Here is a 21,553-nt window from a genome sequence, read left to right as displayed (position 1 = left end):
GAGCGGGCGTCAGCCCTCGTAGACCGCCATCACGTAGACGGTGCGCGGCGGCTGGTACTCCACGACGGTGACGACGGACCCGACCTCGATCCGCGCGCTCTCGCCCGGGGCGGGATGCGCGAGGAAGTGCTCGGCGCCGCCCCGGATGTGCACGATGACCTCCCCGACGAGCCCTGGCCCGACCGTCCCCGTCACCCGACCGGTCATCCCCACCATGTCCATGCCGCCGAGCGTACGGCGTCACCGCGCCGCGGAGCAGGCCCCCGCGGCGGCGGCGCCCCGGCTACGAGTGCCCCAGGTCCTCGCCCGGCAGGTCCTCGACCGGCACCGACCCCGCGTCGGCCGCGGCCGGCCGCAGCGGGAACTCGTCGATCGCCATCGAATCCAGCACCGGCTCCGCCGGCTTCGGCGGCTTCGGCATCACGGCCGCCTCCGAGTGCCCCCCGCAGCCGTACGACAGCGACACCAGCCGCCCGTCCGCCGGCCCGAACTCGTTCGCGCAGATCCCGAAGGCCTGCCCCAGCGACCCGCCGATCGCCACCAGGAAGCCGCAGGACACGCACGACGCCGGTGCCGCCTGCGCCATCGGCGTCTTCGACCCGAAGGACTCGTCCCAGCGGTCGGCGGCCGTGTGCAGCCCGTAGCGGGACAGCACCCGCGCACGGCGCATCCCCAGCTCCTCCGCGACGGCCGTGATCGACCCGCGCGCCGGCACGACCACCCGGTCGGTGACGTCGGCGTCCTCCGCCTCCACCAGCTCGGCCATCTCCGCGGAGACCACCGAGTTCGGCGGGGCCGCGTCCTCGCCGCTGTACCCGGGCTCCAGCCGCAGGTCGTCCGCCTCCGTCGGGAGCAGGTCGCCCGGACCCATGTCGCCCGGACGCAGCCGCTCGCTCCACGGCACCCACTCCGGCGCGAGCAGCGCGTCGTCACCCGGCAGCAGCACCGTTTCGTCCAGGGTGACGTTCTTGGCGCGCGACGCACGGGTGACCGTGACGGCCCAGCGCCAGCCCCGGTAGCCCGCTTCCTTGCACTCGAAGAAGTGAGTGACGACCCGGTCGCCCTCCGCTACGACCGAGACGTGCTCGCCCACCACACCGGGGTAGGCGGCCTCCTCGGCGGCCTCGCGGGCGAGCTCCACGGCCTCGACGCACAGGCGGTCGGGGGCGGGGGTACGCGGGGTACGGCTTCGCGTCGTCGCAGCACTCACAGGTCTCGTTCTCTCCTACGCCGTCTCACGAGTGCGCCGTCCGTACTGTCGTCCACAACGACCCGTCGGTCTCGTCCGTACGTAGCGCGGGCGGAGCGGACCAGAGGGCCGCGTCGACGTCCGCGCCCCGATCGGCCTCGGGCGCACCCCATGTGATCCATTCTGCGGGATCGCGAAGAGGCGCGCGGCCAAGAGCAACCGCCGGTGGCGCGCTACGCACGCTACCTCCTCCGGCGGCTTCGGCCCACATGCGAGGTCCGATTCGCGGACATCGGCGCCCCCCGGGCGACCCGCCGGGGGCCCGCCGGCCCACCCCCCGGTGCCGCCCGGACGCGCCGGGGCGGGTCCCGGAGGACGGTCTGGGGCACTATGTCCACGTGGCTCCCGTACGGTCGTCCGCAGACGGCTCGGGACCGGCCAGGCGGGCCGGCCGGGCGGTCGGGCGTGCCCTGCACCTCCCGTTCACCGGTACGGCACGCGGGATCCGGCGCGTCACGCACGCCCACGGCGCCGGGGAATCGGGGCTCGGCCGACTGATCGAACTGCACGCGATCAACGGCGCCGGCGACGTCATGATCACGGTCGCGCTCGCCTCCACCGTCTTCTTCTCCGTTCCCACGGACGAGGCACGCGGACGGGTGGCCCTGTACCTGGCCATCACCATGGCCCCCTTCACCCTGCTGGCCCCCGTCATCGGCCCCCTGCTGGACCGGCTGCCGCACGGGCGGCGGGCGGCGATGGCGGGCGCGATGCTGACGCGGGCGCTGCTCGCGGTGATGATGTCGGGCGCGGTGGCGACGGGCGGGCTGGAGCTGTACCCGGCCGCCCTGGGCGTCCTGGTCGCGTCGAAGGCGTACGGGGTCGTCCGCAGCGCGGTGGTCCCGCGCCTCCTGCCGCACGGGTTCTCCCTGGTCAAGGCGAACTCCCGGGTCACCCTCGCCGGCCTCCTCGCGACGGGCCTGGCCGCGCCCGTCGGGGCCGGCCTGCACGCGCTCGGGCCGCCGTGGCCGCTGTACGGGGCCTGCGCGATCTTCGTGTGGGGGACGTTCGCGGCGTTCCAGCTGCCGCACAAGGTGGACGACGCCAAGGGCGAGCGCCGGGCCCGCCTCTCCACCCACGAGGCCCACTCGAAACGGCCCGGGCTGCGGACGGTGAGCCGTCCGGTGCTCTGCGGGCTCCTCGCGAACGCGGCGATGCGGGTGCTGTCCGGGTTCCTGATCTTCTTTCTGGCGTTCCTGCTGCGCGAGCATCCGCTGGGCGGCCAGAGCGCGGCGGTGTCCCTCGGCATCGTGGGCGCCTCGGCGGGCGTGGGCAACGCGTGCGGCACGGCGGTGGGGGCGTGGCTGCGGGCCCGCGCCCCGGAGGCGATCGTGGCCGCCGTCCTGTCCGCCACGCTGGGCGTGACGATCCTCTCGGCCCTGGTCTTCAGCGGCCCGTTCATGGCGGTCCTGGCCGGCACGGCGGGCTTCTGCCAGGCGCTGGCGAAGCTGTCGCTGGACGCGATGATCCAGCGCGACGTCCCGGAGGCCGTCCGCACGTCGGCCTTCGCCCGCTCGGAGACCCTGCTCCAGATGGCGTGGGTCCTGGGCGGCGGCATCGGCATCGCCCTCCCCCTGAACGGGGTCCTGGGGATGGCGGTCGCCTCGGCCGTCATCGCCCTGGGCACCGCCCTCGCCCTCCGCGGCCTCCTCACCCCCCACCACCCCCACGGCTCCCCCCGAACCCGAGTGGCGTAGCCGCCCCCCGGGGCTCCGCCCCGGACCCCGTTCCGTGCGCTGCGCGGGCGGTCGACGAGCTGAGCCGAAATCCAGCCCCGCCGGCGATTGAGGCGCGGGGGTCCGGGGCGGAGCCCCCGCAGCGGCGCCGCAGACGGCCCCCCACCCCCCGCGGAGCGCAAGGGCACGCCGCCCCATACCCCCCGTGCGGCGGCGCGGCCCACCGGCCCGATAGCCTTCGGCTCATGACCGCACCGCTTTTCCCGGGTAGGGCCCGCCGCAGCGTCGCGGCCCTCGGAGCCGTGTCCGCCGGCCTCCTCCTCCTGTCCGCCTGCGACAAGCCGACGCCGCTCGCGACCGTGACCGTCGGCAGCTCGTCGGTGTCCGCCGAGTCCGAGTGCCGCTCCGACGGCAAGGACCTCTCCATGGACAGGGTCCAGGAGTGCCTCACCGGCAAGAAGGACGCCAAGACCATCGAGTACGGCCGCGGCGACACGCTGCGCCTCGGCGTCGAGCCGAAGGTCGTCGAGGACGGCAAGAAGTGGCAGGCCGTCCTCGACGGCCAGCCCATCACCGAGCCCTCCGCGAACACCTACCGCAGCTTCGCGGGCGCCGACGTCTTCGCGACCGGCGGCCAGGGCGAGGCGCCCCAGTCGAAGATGCTGAGCTTCGTCCAGGTCGGCGAGGACGGCAAGCCCCTCGCCGTCTGGTCCTTCAAGCTGAAGCTCAAGAAGTAACAAGCGGCAGGCGCAGCAGCGTGCGCGCGCTGATCGTGACCGCCGTGGCCGCGGAGGCCGACTCCGCGGCCTCCGGGCTCACCCCTCATCAGGACCCGGTCACGCCCGAACCGCGCACCCTGCCCGGGGGGTACCTCATCACCCGCCGGGACCTGCCCGGCCTCGCCGCCGACGTGCTCGTCGGCGGTGTCGGCCCGGCCTCCGCCGCGGCCGCCACGGCCACCGCCCTCGCGCTGGCCGACTACTCGCTCGTCATCTCCGCCGGCATCGGCGGCGGGTTCGCCCCCGCCGCCCCGCTCGGCTCGCTGGTGGTCGCCGACGCGCTCGTCGCCGCCGACCTGGGGGCCGAGACCCCCGACGGCTTCGTCCCCGTGCAGGAGCTCGGCTTCGGCCGCAGCGTGCACCTTCCGCCCGCCGACCTGGCCGCCCGGGCCGCCGAGGCCACCGGGGCGCTGCTCGCGCCCGTCCTCACCGTCTCCACCGTCACCGGCAGCGCCGCCCGCGCCGCCGAGCTGGCCGCCCGGCACCCGCTCGCCGGTGCCGAGGCCATGGAGGGCTTCGGGGTGGCGGAGGCGGCCGCCGCGCACGGGCTGCCGGTGCTGGAGATCCGCGCCGTGTCCAACGCCGTCGGGCCGCGCGACCGGGCCGCCTGGCGGATCGGGGACGCGCTGGCCGCCCTCGCCGACGGGTTCCGCGCGCTGGGACCCGTACTCGTCACCTGGGGAGAACGCCATGACCGCGACCGCTGACCACACCCCCGACCGCACCCCGCTGAGCACGCTCGACATCGCCTACTCGCCCTGCCCGAACGACACCTTCGTCTTCGACGCCTGGGCGCACGGCCGCGTCCCGGGGGCTCCCGCCCTCGACGTGACCTTCGCCGACATCGACGTCACCAACGGCATGGCCGAGCGCGGCGAGCTGGACGTGCTGAAGGTGTCGTACGCGGTGCTCCCGTGGGTGCTGGAGGAGTACGCCCTGCTGCCCTGCGGCGGCGCGCTCGGACGCGGCTGCGGCCCCCTCGTCCTCACCCGCGAGCCGGGACTGGACCTGACGGGCAGGACGGTCGCGGTGCCGAGCGAGCGCTCCACCGCGTACCTGCTGTTCCGGCTGTGGGCGGCGGACGTGCTCCCCGCCGGGGTCGGCGAGGTCGTGGTCCTGCCCTTCCACGAGATCATGCCGGCGGTGCGCGACGGCCGGGTCGACGCCGGGCTGGTCATCCACGAGGCCCGGTTCACCTATCAGGAGTACGGGCTGCACTGCCTGGCCGACATGGGCGAGCACTGGGAGTCCACCACCGGCCTGCCGATCCCGCTCGGCGCGATCATCGCCAAGCGCTCCCTGGGCGCCGACACCCTCCGCGCGCTGGCCGAGGCGGCCCGTACGTCGGTGCGGATGGCGTGGGAGGACCCCGAGGCCTCCCGGCCCTACGTCCGGGCGCACGCGCAGGAGCTGGACCCGAAGGTCGCCGACCAGCACATCGGGCTGTACGTGAACGAGTTCACCGCCGACCTGGGCGACGCCGGCTACGCGGCCGTGCGCGGGCTGCTGACCAGGGCCGCGGCCGAAGGTCTGGTTCCGGCCATCGGGCCGGACGCGCTGAGCTTCCCGTAGGCGCTCCCCCGCACGCACCGGTGCCCCGCGGCTCGGACGAGCGGCGGGGCACCGGGGTACGCGTGGGGAAACGATCCGACGGTCAGACGTCGAGCTGGTCGGCCACCGCGCGCAGCAGGCCGGCGATCTTCGCGCCCTGCGCCTTGTCGGGGTAGCGGCCGCGCTCGAGCATCGGGGTGATGTTCTCCAGCAGGGTCGTCAGGTCCTGCACGATCGAGGCGAGCTCGTCGGGCTTGCGCCGCTGCGCGGCCGCCACGGACGGCGTCGGCTCCAGCACGACTACCGAAAGCGCCTGGTCACCGCGCTGCCCCGCGACGACGCCGAACTCCACGCGCTGCCCGGGCTTGAGCGCGTCGACCCCATCGGGGAGCACCGACGAGTGCACGAAGACGTCTCCGCCGTCGTCTCGGGAGAGAAAGCCGAAGCCCTTCTCGCTGTTGAACCACTTGACCTTGCCGGTAGGCACGTCCGTCCTCTGTCCTTGTGCTCGTCGGGTCCGGTTCGCCGAGGTGAACGGCTCCGGATAGCAGTACAGCGGGTCCTTCGACCCGCCTCCTCCAGGCTAATGGTCCTGAAACGGGTGGCAAGACGTTCCCCGGTCCTTCGCGCTGGACCGCTTCGGCCAGGGAACTACCCTGGTGGGGTGACTGTTACTCCTCACCCCGACGAAGCACGGCCCGGCGACGGCCTGGTCAAGGCGGGCGGCATCGTCTTCATCGTGGGCGCCGTGGCGACCCTCGTGACGATGGCCCCGCTGTTCCTGGGCACCGACCCGTTCCCGTCGTACGCGTGGGCGGTGTGCATGCTCATGGGCGTCGGCTTCGCGATCTCCGCCGCCGGCGTGCTCCGCTCGGCGGCGGCCCAGCGCCGGGCGGCCCGGGCGTCCCAGGCCGCCTGACGCCCCTCGTTCCCGGCGGGGTTCAGGCCGCGAGGGTGCGGGCGAACTCCGCCAGCCACTGCGGCAGTGCGGTGAGGTCGTCCAGCACCACGTCGGCCCCGGCCTCGCGCAGCTCCTCCGCCGCGCACGGCCCGGTCGCCACCGCCACCGACACGGCCCCGGCCGTCCGGGCGCCGCGCACGTCGCCGATGTGGTCGCCGACGTAGACCTGCGCGCCGTACTCGCGCAGCGCCTCGGCCTTGCCCTCGGCCCAGAGCCACCCGATGACGGCGTCGGCCTCTATGCCAAGGTGCTCCAGGTGCTGGCGGGCGTTGGGCTCGTTCTTCGCCGTGACCACGATGGCCCGCCCGCCGAGCGCCTGGACGGCCTTGACGGCCTCACGGGCCCCGGCCATCGCGGGCGTCGGCGCGATGGCGTGGTCGGGGTACATCTCCCGGTAGAGGTCCCGCATCGCGGGGATCTGCTCCTCGGGGAACCAGTACGCGAGCTCCTCCTCCAGCGGGGGCCCGAGACGGGTGATGGCCAGGTCGGCGTCGATGAACGCCCCGGTCTTCGCGGCGAGCGCCGTCCAGGCGGCGTGGATGCCGGGGCGGGAGTCGATGAGCGTCATGTCGAGGTCGAACCCGACGGTGAGCTGTGGGGGGATGTGGGAGGTCATAGCGCCATTGTGCCGAGACTCCAGCGAGCCACGGGAGGCTAAGCGGAGGTTGGCTTATCGGATAGCGTTATTTGGCGGAATGTCAGCTCTTGCCCCATTTCAGGCCACACGTGTGCCCTTACCTCCGGCGGCTGCGCCAGCCCAGGTACGCCGCCAGGGTGGCGCTCGCCGTGCGGGCCAGGGTGGGCCACATGGACTGGAAGGCCGGGCCCAGCTGCGTCTGTGGGAGGGGGTCGCCCCAGCGGCCCGTGGAGCGGCCCCACAGCCACAGCATCCCCGCGGTGAAGACCGCGGCGGGCACGCCCAGGATCACCCACTTGCGCTCCCGCGGACCGAGCACCCGGGACACGTACGCCACCACCGCGCCCGCCCCGAGCAGCGGCCAGTACCCCGTCAGCGCCCCCGCGGCCAGCAGCAGTGCCGCCAGCAGGAGGAAGCCGTGCGGGCGCGGGCGCGCCTCCTTGGCCGGCTTGGCGAGCACGCCCCCCTCCGCGGCCGGCTGCTTCGATGCCTTCCTCCGCTGCCGGAGGTACGCCAGCAGGCCGCCCGGCGGGGCCGGCGGGGCCGGTGCGGCGGCTTCGGGTTCTGGGTCCTCCTCGGGCCGCCCCAGCAGTTCGGGGATCTCGATGCCGCCCGCGAAGCCCTCCACCTGCGGCCCGCGCCCGGCGGCCGGCAGCCGCCACCAGTCGGGTTCGCCGTGGTCCGCGGACGAACCGCCCAGCTCGTCCAGGCCCGCCAGGTGCGGCGGCACGTTCCGCGGCTCGGGAACACCGGGCACACCGGGAACACCGGGACCCCCCGGACGGCGGCGGTTGCCGCGCTGGCGCGGTACCGCGACCGGGGCGACGGGGTCGGCGGGGTCGGCGGTGGCGGCCGCCGCGTCCAGGACCTCCTCCGGCGTGCCGAGGCGTCGCAGGACGGCCCGCACCGCCTCCGGGGTCTCCGGTTCGAAGCGGGCGCGCCGCCGGTCGATCTCGTCGCGCAGCCCCGACACGAGCCGCATCCGTTCCCCCGACGACAGCTGCCGCTGCTGCGCCAAGTCCCCGACCCGGCTCAGGTATTCGTAGACCAGATGGTCGCTCTCGATCCCCACGCCCCAGAAGGTAGCGCGTGCGGGCGTGGAGCGGCCCTCGGCGCAACGGATACCGTTGCCCGGATGGGGACCGGCCGACGACCGGCCGACGTGACCAGGAGGCGAGCACCGTGCCCGAGGGAAGTCCGCAGGGAAGCGCCGTGACGCACACGCAGCGGGGCACGACGGAACAGCCGCCCGCCGGCACCGCCACCACCACCGCGTCCCCGCCCCGCTCCCTCGCGGAGGCGCTGCGCGGCCGGGACGACGCGGCGCTCGCCGCGCTGCTGCACGCCCGGCCGGACCTGCTGAACCCGGTGCCCGGCGACATCACGCAACTGGCCACCCGCGCCGGTACCCGGGCCTCCGTCGTGCGGGCGCTGGACCGGCTCGACCGGTTCGCCCTCCAGACGGCCGAGGCCCTCGCGGTGGCCCCCGACCCGTGCCCGTATCCGGTGCTGGAGGAGCTGCTGACCGGTACCGGCGGCGGGGACGACCGGGGTCGGGGCGGTGCGGCCCGCGACGCCCTCCCCGGGGCCCTGGGGATCCTGCGCGACCAGGCCCTGGTGTGGGGTGACGACGACCGGCTGCGCCTGGTCCGCACCGCCCGGGAGCTGCTCGCTCCCTCGGCGCAGCGGCCCTCCCCGACCGGGCTGGGGCCGACCGTCGCGGAGGCCACGGCGGGGATGTCGCCGACCCGGGTCCAGGAGATCGTGGCGGCCGCCGGGCTGCCCCCGACCCACGACCCCGTCTCGGCGGTGGCGGCGCTGACCGGGCTGTTCACCGACCCGGAGCGGATGTCGGCGCTGCTGGACGAGGCCCCGGCGGAGGCGCACCAGGTGCTGGGGCGGCTCGTGTGGGGGCCGCCGTACGGGGAGGTGACGCCGAACCCGGCGCCGCCCGTGCGCTGGCTGCGGGACCGGGGGCTGCTGCTGCCGGCCTCGCCGCGCACGGTGGTGCTGCCGCGCGAGGTGGCGCTGCACCTGCGGGGCGGGCTGGCGCACCGGGAGACGGCGCCGGTCGCGCCGCCGGTCGGCGCGCACCGCGAGCACCGTCCACAGCTTGTGGACGCGAACGCCGCCGGGCAGGCGCTGGCCGCGCTGGCCACCGTCGAGGAGCTGGTGAAGTCCTGGGAGCACGCCGGTCCGCTGGTGCTGCGGGCGGGCGGGCTGGCCGTGCGCGACCTCAAGCGGGCTGCGTCCACCCTCGACACCACCGAGCAGGCGGCCGCGTTCTGGATCGAACTGGCCTACGCGGCCGGGCTGCTGGCCAGTGACGGCGAGGCCGACGAGCGGTACGCGCCCACCCCCGCCTTCGACGACTGGTGCGAACTGCCGCCCGCCGCCCGCTGGTCGGCGCTGGCCTCGGCCTGGCTGGCCGCCACCCGCGCGGCGGGGATGGTCGGCGAGCAGGACGCCAAGGGCCGCACCCTGTCGGCGCTCGGCCCCGACCTGGACCGTTCGCCCGCGCCCGAGGTGCGGCGCCGGGTCCTCGAACTCCTCGCCGCCCTGCCCGAGGGCGGCTCCCCCGACCCGGACGCGCTGCTGGAGCGGCTCGCGTGGGAGCGCCCGGAGCGCGGCACGAGCGACCTGCGGGCCCGGCTCGCGCACTGGACCCTGCACGACGCGGAGGTGCTGGGCGTCACCGGCCGGGGTGCGCTCAGCGCGTTCGGCCGGGCCCTGCTGGCGGGCCGCGACCCGGCACCGCTGCTGGCGCCGCTGCTGCCGGAGCCGGTGGACCACGTCCTGCTCCAGGCGGACCTGACGGCGGTGGCGCCGGGTCCGCTGCGCCGGCCGCTGGGCGACGTGCTGGCGGTGCTGGCGGACGTGGAGTCCAAGGGCGGGGCGACGGTGTACCGGTTCACGCCGGGTTCGGTGCGCCGGGCCCTGGACTCCGGGCAGACCGCCTCCGACCTGCACGCCTTCCTCGCCGAGCACAGCCGCACCCCGGTACCGCAGCCGCTGGCGTACCTGATCGACGACGTGGCGCGGCGGCACGGGCACCTGCGGGTCGGCGCGGCTTCCTCGTACGTGCGCTGCGACGACGACGCCATGCTGGGCGAGATCCTGGCCGACAAGCGCTCGGCGGGCCTGGGGCTGCGCCGGCTCGCGCCGACGGTGCTGGCGGCGCAGGCGGAGCCGGGCGCGCTGCTCGACGGGCTGCGGGCGATGGGTTACGCCCCGGCGGCCGAATCCCGTACGGGCGACGTGCTGGTGGCGCGGGCGGCCGCGTACCGCACCCCGGAGCGCACGGCCCCGGTGCCGGTGCCGGACGGGCCGCCGGTGCCGGACGCGACGCTGCTGGGCGCGGCGGTACGGGCGGTCCGGGCGGGCGACCTGGCGGCGACGGCGGTCCGCAAGGAGCCGGCCGGGCAGTCGGCCGCCCCGGGGCCGGGCGAACTGCCACGCACCAGCGCGGCGGAGACCCTGGCGACGGTGCAGGCGGCGGCGCTGACCGGGTCGGCGGTGTGGATCGGGTACGTCAACGCCGAGGGCGCGGCGAGCCAGCGGGTCATCGCACCCGTGCGGGTGGAGGGCGGCTTCGTCACCGGCTACGACCACACGGCGGACGAGGTGCGCACGTACGCCCTGCACCGGATCACGGGGGTGGCGGAGCTGGCGGAGGACCAGGTGTAGCCGAAAACCCCTGGCGGACCCGGGTACGCGGCCCGCACCCTGACCCCATGCAGGACACCGCACAGACCCCCGCCCACCAGACCCCCGCGCACCAGGACTCCGCGCACCAGGACTCCGCCCACCAGGTCCCCACCCGCCAGATCCGCGCCGCCCACACCGCCACCACCGTGACGGTGTACCAGGCGTACTCCCCCGCCCTGGGCCTCCCGGCGGCCCGCGACGGCCGCTTCCCGCCCGCCTGGAAGCGGGAGCGGATGACGTGGATCAAGCCGTCGTTCCTGTGGATGATGTACCGCTGCGGCTGGGCCACGAAGGAGGGCCAGGAGACGGTGCTGGCCGTGGAGATCAGCCGCGAGGGCTTCGACGGGGCCCTGGCGCAGGCCTGCCTGTCCCACTACGCGCCGCGCGTGCACGCCGACCGCGCGGACTGGAAGAGGACCCTGTCCCGCTCGCCGGTCCGCGTCCAGTGGGACCCGGAGCGCGACCCGCACCTGAAGGCGCTGCCCCACCGCTCCCTCCAGCTGGGCCTGTCGGGCCCGGCGTCGCGGGCGTACGCCGACGAGTGGACGGTCTCGATCAGCGACGTCACCCCGCTGGTCCGCGAGATCCACGGCCTGCTGCGCACCGGCGACACGGACGCGGCCCGCGCCCTGCTCCCGGTGGAACCACCGTACCCGTCGGGCCCGCTGCCCCACCTGGACGCGTAGCCGGCCGTCCGGCAGGACGCCCACACCCGCGGCCCGATGCGGCAGACTGGAGGTTTGGCCGCCCGCGCCCGGGCGGCCGCCACTCGCCGGAAAGGGACAGGCGTGAACGGGCCTCTCATCGTCCAGAGCGACAAAACCCTCCTCCTGGAGGTCGACCACGAGCTCGCCGGTGCCGCGCGCCGGGCCATCGCCCCCTTCGCCGAGCTGGAGCGGGCGCCCGAGCACATCCACACGTACCGGATCACCCCGCTGGGGCTGTGGAACGCGCGGGCCGCCGGGCACGACGCCGAGCAGGTCGTGGACGCGCTCGTGGAGTTCTCCCGCTATCCCGTCCCGCACGCATTGCTCGTCGACGTGGCCGAGACCATGGCCCGCTACGGGCGGCTGACCCTCTCCAAGCACCCCGTCCACGGGCTGGTGCTGACCAGCACGGACCGGCCCGTGCTGGAGGAGATCCTGCGGTCGAAGCGGATCACCCCGCTGGTCGGGGCGCGGCTCGACGCCGACACGGTGGCCGTGCACCCGTCGGAGCGCGGGCAGATCAAGCAGACGCTGCTCAAGCTGGGCTGGCCGGCCGAGGACCTCGCCGGGTACGTGGACGGCGAGGCGCACCCGATCGAGCTGGAGGAGAACGGCTGGGCGCTGCGCCCGTACCAGGCGCAGGCCGTCGAGGGGTTCTGGCACGGCGGGTCGGGCGTGGTCGTGCTGCCCTGTGGCGCGGGCAAGACGCTGGTCGGGGCCGGGGCGATGGCGAAGGCCAAGGCGACCACGCTGATCCTGGTGACGAACACGGTCTCGGCGCGGCAGTGGAAGCACGAGCTGGTGAAGCGGACCTCGCTGACGGAGGAGGAGATCGGCGAGTACTCGGGGACGCGCAAGGAGATCCGGCCCGTCACGATCGCCACCTACCAGGTCCTCACCACCAAGCGGAAGGGCGTCTATCCGCACCTGGAGCTGTTCGACTCCCGGGACTGGGGGCTGATCCTCTACGACGAGGTGCACCTGCTGCCGGCTCCCGTCTTCAAGTTCACCGCCGACCTGCAGGCCCGCCGCCGCCTGGGGCTGACGGCGACGCTGGTGCGCGAGGACGGCCGGGAGTCCGACGTGTTCTCGCTGATCGGGCCGAAGCGGTTCGACGCGCCCTGGAAGGAGATCGAGGCGCAGGGCTACATCGCCCCGGCGGACTGCGTCGAGGTGCGGGTGAACCTCACCGAGTCGGAGCGGCTGGCGTACGCGACGGCCGAGACGGAGGAGAAGTACCGCTTCTGCGCGACGACCGCGACGAAGCGGAAGGTCACCGAGGCGCTGGTGCGCAAGCACGCGGGCGAGCAGACGCTGGTCATCGGGCAGTACATCGACCAGCTGGACGAGCTGGGCGAGCACCTGGACGCGCCGGTCATCAAGGGCGAGACCTCGAACGCGCAGCGCGAGAAGCTGTTCGACGCCTTCCGCGAGGGCGAGATCAACGTGCTGGTCGTGTCGAAGGTCGCGAACTTCTCCATCGACCTGCCCGAGGCCACCGTCGCCATCCAGGTGTCGGGCACCTTCGGGTCCCGGCAGGAGGAGGCGCAGCGCCTGGGCCGGGTGCTGCGGCCGAAGGCGGACGGGCACGAGGCGCGGTTCTACTCGGTCGTGGCGCGCGACACGATCGACCAGGACTTCGCCGCCCACCGCCAGCGCTTCCTGGCGGAGCAGGGCTACGCCTACCGGATCATGGACGCCGACGAGCTGCTCGCGGGCGACTGACCCGGGCGGTGTCCGCCGCCGCCTCCTCCCGTCCCAGGGGTGACCTCGGGGCGGGGATCGGGGCCGGGAGCGGGGCCGTCGTCGTGCGGTGGCGGTGGCGGCGGCGCCGGAGGGCGGCCGCCGTCCGCGCCGCGAGGGCGGTGAGCGGGGGGACGGCCCACACCCACAGGTACCGCCAGTGCAGCAGCGGGGCCCCGTCGGCCGTGGGCGGGTGGTGGGCCCAGAAGTCGGCGGAGACCTCCGGGAGGACGAGGGCGCCGAGCAGGGCGGTACCGGTGAAGCCGGCCAGGGCGGTCAGGCCGGCCCGGACCCGCCCGGTGAGCAGCAGGTACGGCATGAACACCGCCGGGGTCAGGGTGATCCCGGCGGCGGTGCCCAGCGCGAAGCCCTTGCCGAGGGCGGCGCGCGGCCGGCCGAGGTCCCACAGGGCCAGGCAGGCCAGGGCCAGGTTGATCTGGCCGGGCAGCGGGCTCTGGAACAGCGGCTCCAGCCACAGCCCGGCGATGGTGGCGGCCAGGACGGGGCCCGGCCGGGCCCGTACTCCCGCGAGCCGGCAGGAGAGCAGCACCAGCAGGGCGAGCAGGCCGCCGTTCCCGAGGACGAGGACGGCCTTCAGCACACCGGCCGGCAGCCAGGCGGCGGGCGTGAACAGGATCGCGGCGAAGGGCGGATAGCCGGCGGGCGGGTGCCAGTCGGCGGCGGAGAACCCGCTGAGGAGGGCATCGGCGGTCGGGACGCGCAGGGCGACGCACAGCACGCCGAGGGCGAGGAGCGCCCCGGTGACCAGCATGCCGGCGAGGGGCGACGGCGAGCGGTCGGGATCGGGGCTGCGGGTCACGCGCGAGACCCTAGTGGATCAGCACGGACCCTCCGCCGGGATCCGGCCATACGCCGCCATACGCCCGAGAGCGCAGGTCAGCGGCGTGGTCGACGGCGCGCGGCCGACGGCGCGGCCGGCAGCGCGCGGTCAGCGGCGTATGACGCCCGCGTCCTCGGAGTACTCGCCGAGGACGGCGACGCTCACGACGGCGGCCGCGAAGACCTTCACGGCGCGCAGGGCGCCGCCGACGCGGTGGCGGGGGTGGTGGGAGGCGGTGGCGGTGGCGCCGCTGGGGCGGCCGCCCTCGATCGGGGTGAAGGTTGCGGTGCTCATGGATCCATGGTGCGTTTTCCCGCCGCCCCGCACATCGGTCTGGAGAGCCAACCTCGGCGGCCCCCGGCTCCTCCTCACGTCCCATGACTTCCCCTAGGGCTCTGCCGAAGGTCTGACACCCCCGGGTATGACACCCGTACGGGGGTACCGGCCGCCCGGGACCCGGGTCCCGTAAATCCATTCGCGCCGCCCGCGCCCGCTGACTACAATCTCCGCTCTTGCCGCCTCCCGCCGCCGTACCGGGGAGAGCCTCCCACCGGACGGAAACCGGTGGGTTTCTGTTCCGCACCGAAGCCGCTGGAGGCAGTCCCGTGCCCGCGCACGCCCCCGACACCACCCCCGACACAGCCGACCTCCTCGGCCGCGAGCGGTCCCACCTGGCGGCCTCCCGGGCCGCCCTGCGCGCGATGCGCGAGGACGTCGAGGCCCTCGACATCCGCGACGTCACCGCGAACTGGGTCAACGCCGTCGTCCTCCAGGCGCAGATCGACGACCGCATCAAGGCGCTGGCCGACCTGTCCCACACCCCGCTGTTCTTCGGCCGCCTCGACTACCTCCACGCCCCGGGCGCCGAGCTGGCCGAGGGCGCGGGCGGCGAGCAGTTCTACATCGGCCGCCGCCACGTCCACGACGCCGACGGCGACCCGATGGTCATCGACTGGCGCGCGCCCGTCTCCCAGCCGTTCTACCGCGCCTCCAAGGCCGACCCGCAGGACGTCGCCCTGCGCCGCCGCTTCGGCTACACCGGCGGCGACCTCACCGCCTACGAGGACGAGCACCTCTCCGACCCCGGCGAGGCGGCCGCCGTCAGCAAGCTGCTCCAGCAGGAGATCGAGCGCCCCCGCGTCGGCCCGATGCGCGACATCGTCGCGACGATCCAGCCCGAGCAGGACGAGATCGTCCGCTCCGGCCTGTCCGGCTCGGTGTGCGTCCAGGGCGGTCCCGGCACCGGGAAGACCGCCGTCGGTCTGCACCGGGTCGCGTACCTGCTGTACGCGCACCGCGAGCGGCTGGCCCGCACCGGCACGCTCGTCATCGGGCCGAACCGTTCCTTCCTGCACTACATCGAGCAGGTCCTGCCGGCCCTGGGCGAGCTGGAGGTCCAGCAGGCGACCGTCGACGACCTCGTCGCCCGGCCCGGCCTGGAGGTGCGCGGCGCCGACGCCGCCGCGACCGCCGTGGTCAAGGGCGACGCCCGGATGGCGGAGGTGCTGCGCCGCGCGGTCCGCTCGCACGTCAGCGCGCCCGCCGAGCCGCTGATGGTGGTCCGCGGCTCGCGGCGCTGGCGGGTGCCGGCGTACGAGCTGGAGGAGATCGTCACCGAGCTCCAGAACCGCGACATCCGCTACGGCGCCGCGCGCGACGCGCTGCCGCAGCGGATCGCGCACGCCGTCCTGGTGCGCATGGAGCAGGCGGGCGAGGCGCCCGACGACCGGGTGCAGGACGCGGTCGCGCGCAACGCGGCGGTGAAGGCGGCGGTCAAGGCGGTCTGGCCGCTGGTGGAGCCTGCGAAGCTGGTGCTGCGGCTGCTGTCGGACGCGGAGTTCCTGGCGGAACACGCCGAGGGGGTGCTCACGGAGGACGAGCAGAAGCTGCTGCTGTGGGCGAAGCCGTTCCGGAGCGTGAAGTCGGCCAAGTGGTCGCCGGCGGACCTCGTCCTCATCGACGAGGCCGCCGACCTGGTGGAGCGGACGCACTCCCTCGGGCACGTGGTCGTCGACGAGGCGCAGGACCTGTCGCCGATGCAGTACCGGGCGGTGGGACGCCGCTGCACGACGGGTTCGGCGACGGTCCTCGGCGACCTCGCCCAGGGCACCACCCCGTGGGCCACGCGCAGCTGGGCGGAGGCGCTGGCGCACCTGGGCAAGCCGGAGGCGGTGCTGGAGGAGCTGACGGCGGGCTTCCGCGTACCGCGCGAGGTGATCGCGTACGCGTCGCGGCTGCTGCCGGAGATCTCGCCGGGGCTGGCGGCGGTGTCGTCGGTGCGTGAGACCCCGGGGTCGCTGACGGTGGCGCCGTCGTCGGCGGAGGCCCTGACGGACGACGTGCTGGCCGCGTGCCGCGCCTTCCTCGCCCACGAGGGGTCGGTCGGGCTGATCGCGGCCGACGCGCGGATCCCGGTGCTGGCGCAGGCGCTGTCGGAGGCGGGCCTGCCGTACCTGTCCCCGGGCGAGGAGACGACGGCCGAGTCCCGCCTCACGCTCGTCCCGGCGTCCCTCGCGAAGGGCTTGGAGTACGACTACGTCGTCCTGGACGAGCCTGCGGCGATCGTGGACGGCGAGCCGGACGAGCGGACGGGGCTGCGCCGCCTGTACGTCTGCCTCACCCGAGCCGTCTCAGGCCTCACAACCCTCCACGCCACCCCCTTGCCGACGGCCCTGGCGTAGCACCGGCGGACGGCCCCGGCGTAGCCCGGCGGGCTGCCCTGGCGTCGCCGGGCGGGCTGCCCTGGCGTAAGACCGGCGGGCGGCCCTGGCGTAGCCCGGTGGGCGGCCCCGGCGTCGCCCGGCCGGCGGCCCTGGCGTAGCACCGGCGGGCGGCCCCGGCGTAGCACCCGCGGACGGCCCTGGCGTAGCCGGGCGGACGGCCCTGGCGTAGCCCGGTGGGCGGCCCCGGCGTCGCCGGGCCGACGGCCCTGGCGTAGCACCGGCGGACGGCCCCGGCGTCGCCCGGCGGGCTGCGCCGTGTCGCTGCGCGGAGCCGGGCGTCCCGCCCGGGCCCTGCGCCCGTTCCTCCCCCAGTCGGCGCCGGGAGCCGAGGGAGGAACGGGCAGGGCGGGGAGGGGACTTACCCCACCGCCTCCCGCCACTGCGCGACGGCCGCCGCGGAGACGGGGTGGTCCCAGCCGGAGGGGCGGGCCGCGCCGCCGATGTGGAAGGCGTCGATGCCGGCCTCCCGCAGCACCGGTACGTGCGACAGCGCCAGCCCGCCGCCGACCAGGATCCGCGGCCCGTACCCCGGTTCGCCGCGCCGGCCCGCCGCGGCTTCGGCGATCAGGACGCCCAGCCCCTCCGGGACCCCGGCCGCCGAGCCGGCCGTCAGGTACGTGTCCAGCCCCGGCAGGTCGGCCAGCGCCTTGCGCAGCCCGTCCCGGTCCGCCGCGCGGTCGATCGCGCGGTGGAAGGTCCAGCGGCAGCCGTCGAGCTCCGCCAGGACCGCCTCGACCGCCGCCAGGTCGGGGCGGCCGTCCGGGTGCAGGAACCCGAGGACGAACTCCTGCGCCCCCTCCGCCCGCAGCTCCCGCGCCGTCCTGGCCAGCCCGGCGACGTCACCGGCCGCGAACCCGTCCGTCAGACGGAGCATCACGCGCAGCGGGATGTCGACCGCCGCCCTGATCGCCGCGAAGGTCTCGCGCGGCGGGGTGAGCCCGTCGGCGGCCATGTCGGTGACCAGTTCGAGTCGGTCCGCCCCACCCGCCTGGGCGGCGACCGCGTCCTCCGCGTCGAGGGCGATCACCTCCAGGAGCGCACGGTTGCTCATGTGATCCCATCCTTCGGAACATAGGGAAAATAGGTCTAGTCCAATATCCAGGGTACGGTCCCCGGCCCACCCGCCACCAGCACGATCACGCCACCCGCACAATGTCCGCATGGACACCCACACGGACGACGGCACGGACGACGGCACGGAAGCCCGCACGGACGACGGCACGGAAGCCCGTACGGACGCCAGCACGGAAGCCCCCACCGACGCGCTCCGCCGCCGCTGGGCCGCCACCGCCGCCGCGGCGGGCGCCGCCCAGGACCCCGCCCCCTACGCCGAGCGCCTCCTCGCCGCCTGGGCGGAGCCCCAGCGCCGCTACCACACCACCGCCCACCTCGCCGACGTCCTCGCCCGCCTCGACGTGCTCGCCCCGCACGCCGCCGACCCCACCGCCGTCGAGCTCGCCGCCTGGTTCCACGACGCCGTCTACCGCCCCGACCGCTCCGAGAACGAGGAGCGCAGCGCCGCCCTCGCCGAACGCGCCCTGGCCGAACTCGGCGTCGGCCCCGCCCGCACCGCCGAGGTCGCCCGCCTGGTCCGGCTGACCGTCACCCACGACCCCGCCCCCGGCGACACCAACGGCGAGGCCCTCTGCGACGCCGACCTCGCCGTCCTCGCGGGCGACCCCGGCGACCCCGGGACCGGCGCCCCCGGGAACCCCGACGCCTACGCCGCCTACGCCGCCGCCGTCCGCGCCGAGTACGCCTTCGTCCCCGACGAGGCCTTCCGCACCGGCCGGGCCGCCGTCCTGCGCCGGCTCCTCGACCTGCCCGCCCTCTTCCGCACCCCCTACGGCGCCGCCCACTGGGAGGCCCCCGCCCGCCGCAACCTGGCCGCGGAGCTCGCCGCGCTGACCTGACACACCCGACCGGCACCGGGGAATTCCGCCCGGCCCGTCCCGGTTCGTGAAAGACATGCCCCCGACCTCAGCGAACGCCCCGTCCCGCATGCCCGTCGCCGTCTACGTCCTCGGCCTGTCCGTCTTCGCGCTCGGCACCAGCGAATTCATGCTGTCCGGGCTCCTGCCGCCCATCGCCGAGGACATGCACGTCTCCATCCCCCGGGCGGGCCTGCTGATATCCGCCTTCGCGATCGGCATGGTCATCGGGGCCCCGCTGCTGGCCGTCGCCACCCTGCGCCTCCCGCGCCGCACCACCCTCGTCACCCTCATCAGCCTCTTCGGCCTCGGCCAGGTCGCGGGCGCACTGGCCCCCTCGTACGGGTTCCTCTTCGCCTCCCGCGTGGTCTCGGCCCTCGCCTGCGCCGGCTTCTGGGCCGTCGGCGCGGCCGTCGCCATCGCCATGGTCCGCACCGACCAGCGGGCCCGCGCCATGTCGGTCATGATCGGCGGGCTCTCCATCGCCAACGTCCTCGGCGTCCCCGCCGGCGCCTTCCTCGGCGAGCAGTTCGGCTGGCGCTCCGCGTTCTGGTCGGTCGGCGCCGCCTCCGCGATCGCCCTCGCCGGGATCCTCGTCCTCATCCCGAAGATCCCGCTGCCCGCCGAGCGGCCCCGCCTCCGCCGCGAGCTGGGCATCTACGCGGACCGCCAGGTGTGGCTGGCCGTCGCCGTCACCGCCCTCGCCGCGGGCGGCGTGTTCTGCGCCTTCAGCTACCTGTCCCCGCTGCTCACCGAGACGGCCGGACTGGGCTCGGCGTGGGTGCCGTGGGTCCTCGCCCTCTTCGGCGTCGGCGCGCTGGTCGGCACCACCGTCGGCGGCCGGATCGCCGACGGCCGCCTCTTCACGGTGATGGTCTGGGGCATCACCGCCTCCACCGCCTTCCTCACGGCCCTCGCCCTGCTGGCCTCCGTGCAGGTCGCGGCCGTGGCCCTGTCCTTCCTGCTCGGCGTCTCGGCGTTCTTCACCGCCCCCGCCCTCAACGCCCGCATGTTCAACGTCGCCGGCACCGCCCCCACCCTCGCCGCGGCCACCACCACCGCCGCGTTCAACCTGGGCAACACCGGCGGCCCCTGGCTGGGCGGCACCGTCATCGACGCCGGTTACGGCTACGCCGCCACCGCCTGGGCGGGCGCGGGCATGACGCTCACGGCGATCGCCCTGACCCTCGTGGCCCTGCGCATCGACCGCCGCACCCGCCCCGCCCCCACGACCCGCGTGGTCGGCGGCTCGGCCACCCACCCGGCCCCGGCGCAAACGCAGCCCGCGGGCCGGTAGCGACGGCCTACGCCACCGGGCGGCCCTTCGGCCGCCGCAGGCCCGCCTCCGTCAGCCGGCGGACCAGTTCCTTGCTGCCGATCTCCACCGCCCCCGCCCCCACCGCGTCCGCGTACCGGTGCGAGGGCACGTCGTAGTGGTCCCGTTCGAAGGCGCGCGGCGGGCAGCCGATGCCCGCCGCGAAGGCGTGCAGCTCCTCGAACGAGACGTCGCTGACCATGTGCGACCACAGGCGCCCGTGCCCCGGCCAGACCGGCGGGTCTATGTACACCGTCACCGGCGGCTCACCGGCCCGGGTGGAAGACGGGGCCGAGACCGCCCACCGCCGCCACCCGCACCCCGGCCTCCGAGCACACCCAGTGCGGATCGGGGCCCAGCTCCGGCTCCACGTCCAGGGCGTGCGGCTCCCCGTGCTCGCACACCGGGCACAGCGGCCAGCGGCCGTACTTCTCCAGCAGGGCGTCCTTCACGTCCTGCGCGACGAGTCCGGACAGATACCCGACCCCCTCCGGCCACTGCTCCACCCACCACCGGCGGTGCGTGACCGAGTCCTCGACGAGGGAGACGACATCGGCATCGGCGACCTCACCGGCGGCGAGATCGGCGAGAACCAGAGCACGGGCGACATGAAGCGCCTGTTCCAGGGGGGTCGCGTGGTCCATGGGCTCATTCTGACCCCTCACCCCCGCAAAAGGGGAGGGCGTACCTCCCCCGCCCGGCCCGGCGCACCGCCGCCCGGCCCCCGCCGGTGCCACCATGGCTGCCACCGGAAAGCCCCGGCCCGCCGAGCCACCGCCCGCAGGAGCCCGCACATGACGCCCGAGACCGCGTACGCCGACCTCCGCGCCCAGCTCGACACCCTCACCACCGAGGCCTTCCGCCCCGAACTGGCGGAGATCGACCGGCTCCCCACCCTCGACATCGCCCGGCTGATGAACGCCGAGGACGCCACCGTGCCCGCCGCCGTCGCCGCGCAGCTGGAGCCCCTCGCCGCCGCCGTCGACGCCATCGCCGAACGGATGGCCCGCGGCGGCCGGCTCGTCTACGCGGGCGCCGGCACCGCCGGCCGGCTCGGCGTCCTCGACGCCAGCGAGTGCCCGCCCACCTTCAACACCGACCCCGCCCAGGTCGTCGGCCTGATCGCGGGCGGCCCCGGCGCCATGGTCCGGGCCGTCGAGGGCGCCGAGGACTCCGCCGACCTGGCCGCCGAGGACCTCACCGCCCTCGCCTTGACCGCCGACGACACCGTCGTCGGCGTCTCCGCCTCCGGCCGCACCCCGTACGCGATCGGCGCCGTCGAGTTCGCCCGCACCCGCGGCGCGCTCACCGTCGGACTGTCCTGCAACGCCGGCTCCGCCCTCGCCGCGGCCGCCGAACACGGCATCGAGGTGGTCGTCGGCCCCGAGCTGCTCACCGGCTCCACCCGGCTCAAGGCCGGCACCGCGCAGAAGCTCGTCCTGAACCTGATCTCGACGGTCACGATGATCCGCCTCGGCAAGACGTACGGGAACCTCATGGTCGACGTCCGCGCCACCAACGAGAAGCTGCGCGCCCGCTCCCGCCGCATCGTCGCCCTGGCCACCGGCGCACCCGACGCGGAGATCGAGGCCGCGCTCACCGCCACCGGCGGCGAGGTCAAGCACGCGATCCTCGTCCTCCTCGGCGGGGTGGACGGCCCCACCGCCGCCCGCCTGCTGACCGCCGCCCACGGCCACCTGCGCGAGGCGCTCGCCGCCGTCGCCCAGTAGGC

At 75.3% G+C, this 21,553-nt stretch carries 22 protein-coding genes; 12 read left to right on the top strand and 10 right to left on the bottom strand.

Annotated elements, in window-relative coordinates; all coding sequences use genetic code 11:
* Positions 1-9: 9 nt before the first annotated feature.
* Together ACFVXK_RS07435 and ACFVXK_RS07430 are read right to left on the bottom strand one after the other, a co-directional pair.
* Positions 10-216, bottom strand: coding sequence for a hypothetical protein (locus tag ACFVXK_RS07435; protein WP_389610589.1), 207 nt, complete (start codon positions 214-216; stop codon positions 10-12).
* A 67-nt stretch (positions 217-283) separates the two neighbouring features.
* On the bottom strand, positions 284-1,210 hold the full coding sequence (locus ACFVXK_RS07430; RefSeq protein WP_389610567.1) for a DUF3027 domain-containing protein: 927 nt from the start codon (positions 1,208-1,210) through the stop codon (positions 284-286).
* Between the two features lie 359 nt (positions 1,211-1,569).
* On the opposite strand from ACFVXK_RS07430, the gene ACFVXK_RS07425 reads away from it, so the two are divergent.
* From ACFVXK_RS07425 to ACFVXK_RS07410, 4 genes are all read left to right on the top strand, one after another.
* Positions 1,570-2,946, top strand: a complete 1,377-nt coding sequence (locus ACFVXK_RS07425) for an MFS transporter (RefSeq protein ID WP_389610588.1) — start codon at positions 1,570-1,572, stop codon at positions 2,944-2,946.
* 224 nt (positions 2,947-3,170) lie between these two features.
* Entirely contained in the window at positions 3,171-3,662 is a 492-nt protein-coding gene (locus ACFVXK_RS07420; protein ID WP_389610566.1) for a DUF2771 domain-containing protein, read from the top strand.
* A 20-nt stretch (positions 3,663-3,682) separates the two neighbouring features.
* Positions 3,683-4,411, top strand: coding sequence for a futalosine hydrolase (locus ACFVXK_RS07415; RefSeq protein WP_389610565.1), 729 nt, complete (start codon positions 3,683-3,685; stop codon positions 4,409-4,411).
* The gene (locus ACFVXK_RS07410; protein WP_389610564.1) at positions 4,395-5,276 is read left to right on the top strand and encodes a 1,4-dihydroxy-6-naphthoate synthase; all 882 of its coding nucleotides are present in this window, start codon (positions 4,395-4,397) and stop codon (positions 5,274-5,276) included. The genes ACFVXK_RS07415 and ACFVXK_RS07410 overlap by 17 nt, the downstream gene beginning before the upstream one ends.
* Before the next feature lie 82 nt (positions 5,277-5,358).
* Here ACFVXK_RS07410 and ACFVXK_RS07405 read toward each other — a convergent pair whose 3' ends face one another.
* Complete coding sequence (locus ACFVXK_RS07405; protein WP_389610563.1) at positions 5,359-5,742, bottom strand: cold-shock protein; 384 nt, start codon at positions 5,740-5,742, stop codon at positions 5,359-5,361.
* A gap of 177 nt (positions 5,743-5,919) precedes the next feature.
* Here ACFVXK_RS07405 and ACFVXK_RS07400 point away from each other — a divergent pair, with 177 nt between their 5' ends.
* Positions 5,920-6,174, top strand: coding sequence for a hypothetical protein (locus ACFVXK_RS07400; protein WP_358895985.1), 255 nt, complete (start codon positions 5,920-5,922; stop codon positions 6,172-6,174).
* Positions 6,175-6,196: 22 nt separating this feature from the next.
* Here the strand turns inward: ACFVXK_RS07400 and ACFVXK_RS07395 are convergent, their stop codons facing one another.
* Positions 6,197-6,832, bottom strand: a complete 636-nt coding sequence (locus ACFVXK_RS07395; protein ID WP_389610562.1) for an HAD family hydrolase — start codon at positions 6,830-6,832, stop codon at positions 6,197-6,199.
* Between the two features lie 118 nt (positions 6,833-6,950).
* Complete coding sequence (locus tag ACFVXK_RS07390) at positions 6,951-7,925, bottom strand: hypothetical protein (protein WP_389610561.1); 975 nt, start codon at positions 7,923-7,925, stop codon at positions 6,951-6,953.
* A gap of 140 nt (positions 7,926-8,065) precedes the next feature.
* Here ACFVXK_RS07390 and ACFVXK_RS07385 point away from each other — a divergent pair, with 140 nt between their 5' ends.
* The 3 genes from ACFVXK_RS07385 to ACFVXK_RS07375 all read left to right on the top strand — a co-directional run bounded on the left by ACFVXK_RS07385 (position 8,066) and on the right by ACFVXK_RS07375 (position 12,993).
* Positions 8,066-10,540, top strand: a complete 2,475-nt coding sequence (locus tag ACFVXK_RS07385; protein ID WP_389610560.1) for a helicase C-terminal domain-containing protein — start codon at positions 8,066-8,068, stop codon at positions 10,538-10,540.
* Positions 10,541-10,587: 47 nt separating this feature from the next.
* Positions 10,588-11,247 carry a DUF4291 domain-containing protein gene (locus ACFVXK_RS07380; protein ID WP_389610559.1) on the top strand — a complete coding sequence of 220 codons (660 nt, stop codon included), beginning with the start codon at positions 10,588-10,590 and terminating at the stop codon, positions 11,245-11,247.
* A gap of 102 nt (positions 11,248-11,349) precedes the next feature.
* Positions 11,350-12,993, top strand: coding sequence for a DNA repair helicase XPB (locus ACFVXK_RS07375; protein WP_389610558.1), 1,644 nt, complete (start codon positions 11,350-11,352; stop codon positions 12,991-12,993).
* Here the strand turns inward: ACFVXK_RS07375 and ACFVXK_RS07370 are convergent.
* Positions 12,959-13,831, bottom strand: coding sequence for a glycosyltransferase 87 family protein (locus tag ACFVXK_RS07370; RefSeq protein WP_389610557.1), 873 nt, complete (start codon positions 13,829-13,831; stop codon positions 12,959-12,961). The two genes, ACFVXK_RS07375 and ACFVXK_RS07370, sit on opposite strands and share 35 nt — an antisense overlap.
* A 129-nt stretch (positions 13,832-13,960) precedes the next feature.
* Positions 13,961-14,146, bottom strand: coding sequence for a hypothetical protein (locus tag ACFVXK_RS07365; RefSeq protein ID WP_389610556.1), 186 nt, complete (start codon positions 14,144-14,146; stop codon positions 13,961-13,963).
* 407 nt (positions 14,147-14,553) lie between these two features.
* Between ACFVXK_RS07365 and ACFVXK_RS07360 the strand changes: the two genes are divergently transcribed.
* Entirely contained in the window at positions 14,554-16,533 is a 1,980-nt protein-coding gene (locus tag ACFVXK_RS07360) for a HelD family protein (RefSeq protein WP_389610587.1), read from the top strand.
* Between the two features lie 400 nt (positions 16,534-16,933).
* Here ACFVXK_RS07360 and ACFVXK_RS07355 read toward each other — a convergent pair whose 3' ends face one another.
* Positions 16,934-17,626, bottom strand: a complete 693-nt coding sequence (locus ACFVXK_RS07355) for a copper homeostasis protein CutC (protein WP_389610555.1) — start codon at positions 17,624-17,626, stop codon at positions 16,934-16,936.
* 109 nt (positions 17,627-17,735) lie between these two features.
* Here ACFVXK_RS07355 and ACFVXK_RS07350 point away from each other — a divergent pair, with 109 nt between their 5' ends.
* Complete coding sequence (locus tag ACFVXK_RS07350; protein ID WP_389610554.1) at positions 17,736-18,488, top strand: hypothetical protein; 753 nt, start codon at positions 17,736-17,738, stop codon at positions 18,486-18,488.
* Positions 18,489-18,576: 88 nt separating this feature from the next.
* The gene (locus ACFVXK_RS07345; protein WP_389610586.1) at positions 18,577-19,803 is read left to right on the top strand and encodes a Cmx/CmrA family chloramphenicol efflux MFS transporter; all 1,227 of its coding nucleotides are present in this window, start codon (positions 18,577-18,579) and stop codon (positions 19,801-19,803) included.
* Between the two features lie 7 nt (positions 19,804-19,810).
* On the opposite strand, the gene ACFVXK_RS07340 is transcribed toward ACFVXK_RS07345, so the two are convergent.
* Together ACFVXK_RS07340 and ACFVXK_RS07335 are read right to left on the bottom strand one after the other, a co-directional pair.
* Positions 19,811-20,080, bottom strand: a complete 270-nt coding sequence (locus ACFVXK_RS07340; RefSeq protein WP_389610553.1) for a DUF4031 domain-containing protein — start codon at positions 20,078-20,080, stop codon at positions 19,811-19,813.
* A 7-nt stretch (positions 20,081-20,087) separates the two neighbouring features.
* A complete protein-coding gene (locus ACFVXK_RS07335; RefSeq protein ID WP_389610552.1) occupies positions 20,088-20,465 on the bottom strand; it encodes a hypothetical protein in 378 nt (125 codons plus the stop codon).
* A gap of 150 nt (positions 20,466-20,615) precedes the next feature.
* On the opposite strand from ACFVXK_RS07335, the gene murQ reads away from it, so the two are divergent.
* Positions 20,616-21,551, top strand: coding sequence for an N-acetylmuramic acid 6-phosphate etherase (gene murQ / locus ACFVXK_RS07330; protein ID WP_389610551.1), 936 nt, complete (start codon positions 20,616-20,618; stop codon positions 21,549-21,551).
* Positions 21,552-21,553 lie beyond the last annotated feature (2 nt).

The sequence above is a fragment of the Streptomyces sp. NPDC058157 genome (assembly GCF_042884105.1).
Classification (GTDB): Bacteria; Actinomycetota; Actinomycetes; order Streptomycetales; family Streptomycetaceae; genus Streptomyces.
This window is presented reverse-complemented; position numbering and strand designations above follow the sequence as displayed.

Excerpts from the sequence above, each read along its gene's own strand:
- ACFVXK_RS07410 (WP_389610564.1), top strand. The coding sequence starts at position 4,395 with ATGACCGCGACCGCTGACCACACCCCCGACCGCACCCCGCTGAGCACG.
- ACFVXK_RS07360 (WP_389610587.1), top strand. The coding sequence starts at position 14,554 with ATGCGCGAGGACGTCGAGGCCCTCGACATCCGCGACGTCACCGCGAAC.
- ACFVXK_RS07365 (WP_389610556.1), bottom strand. The coding sequence starts at position 14,146 with ATGAGCACCGCAACCTTCACCCCGATCGAGGGCGGCCGCCCCAGCGGC.
- ACFVXK_RS07380 (WP_389610559.1), top strand. The coding sequence starts at position 10,588 with ATGCAGGACACCGCACAGACCCCCGCCCACCAGACCCCCGCGCACCAG.
- ACFVXK_RS07335 (WP_389610552.1), bottom strand. The coding sequence starts at position 20,465 with ATGGACCACGCGACCCCCCTGGAACAGGCGCTTCATGTCGCCCGTGCT.
- ACFVXK_RS07420 (WP_389610566.1), top strand. The coding sequence starts at position 3,171 with ATGACCGCACCGCTTTTCCCGGGTAGGGCCCGCCGCAGCGTCGCGGCC.
- ACFVXK_RS07345 (WP_389610586.1), top strand. The coding sequence starts at position 18,577 with ATGCCCGTCGCCGTCTACGTCCTCGGCCTGTCCGTCTTCGCGCTCGGC.
- murQ (WP_389610551.1), top strand. The coding sequence starts at position 20,616 with ATGACGCCCGAGACCGCGTACGCCGACCTCCGCGCCCAGCTCGACACC.
- ACFVXK_RS07355 (WP_389610555.1), bottom strand. The coding sequence starts at position 17,626 with ATGAGCAACCGTGCGCTCCTGGAGGTGATCGCCCTCGACGCGGAGGAC.
- ACFVXK_RS07350 (WP_389610554.1), top strand. The coding sequence starts at position 17,736 with ATGGACACCCACACGGACGACGGCACGGACGACGGCACGGAAGCCCGC.
- ACFVXK_RS07395 (WP_389610562.1), bottom strand. The coding sequence starts at position 6,832 with ATGACCTCCCACATCCCCCCACAGCTCACCGTCGGGTTCGACCTCGAC.
- ACFVXK_RS07435 (WP_389610589.1), bottom strand. The coding sequence starts at position 216 with ATGGTGGGGATGACCGGTCGGGTGACGGGGACGGTCGGGCCAGGGCTC.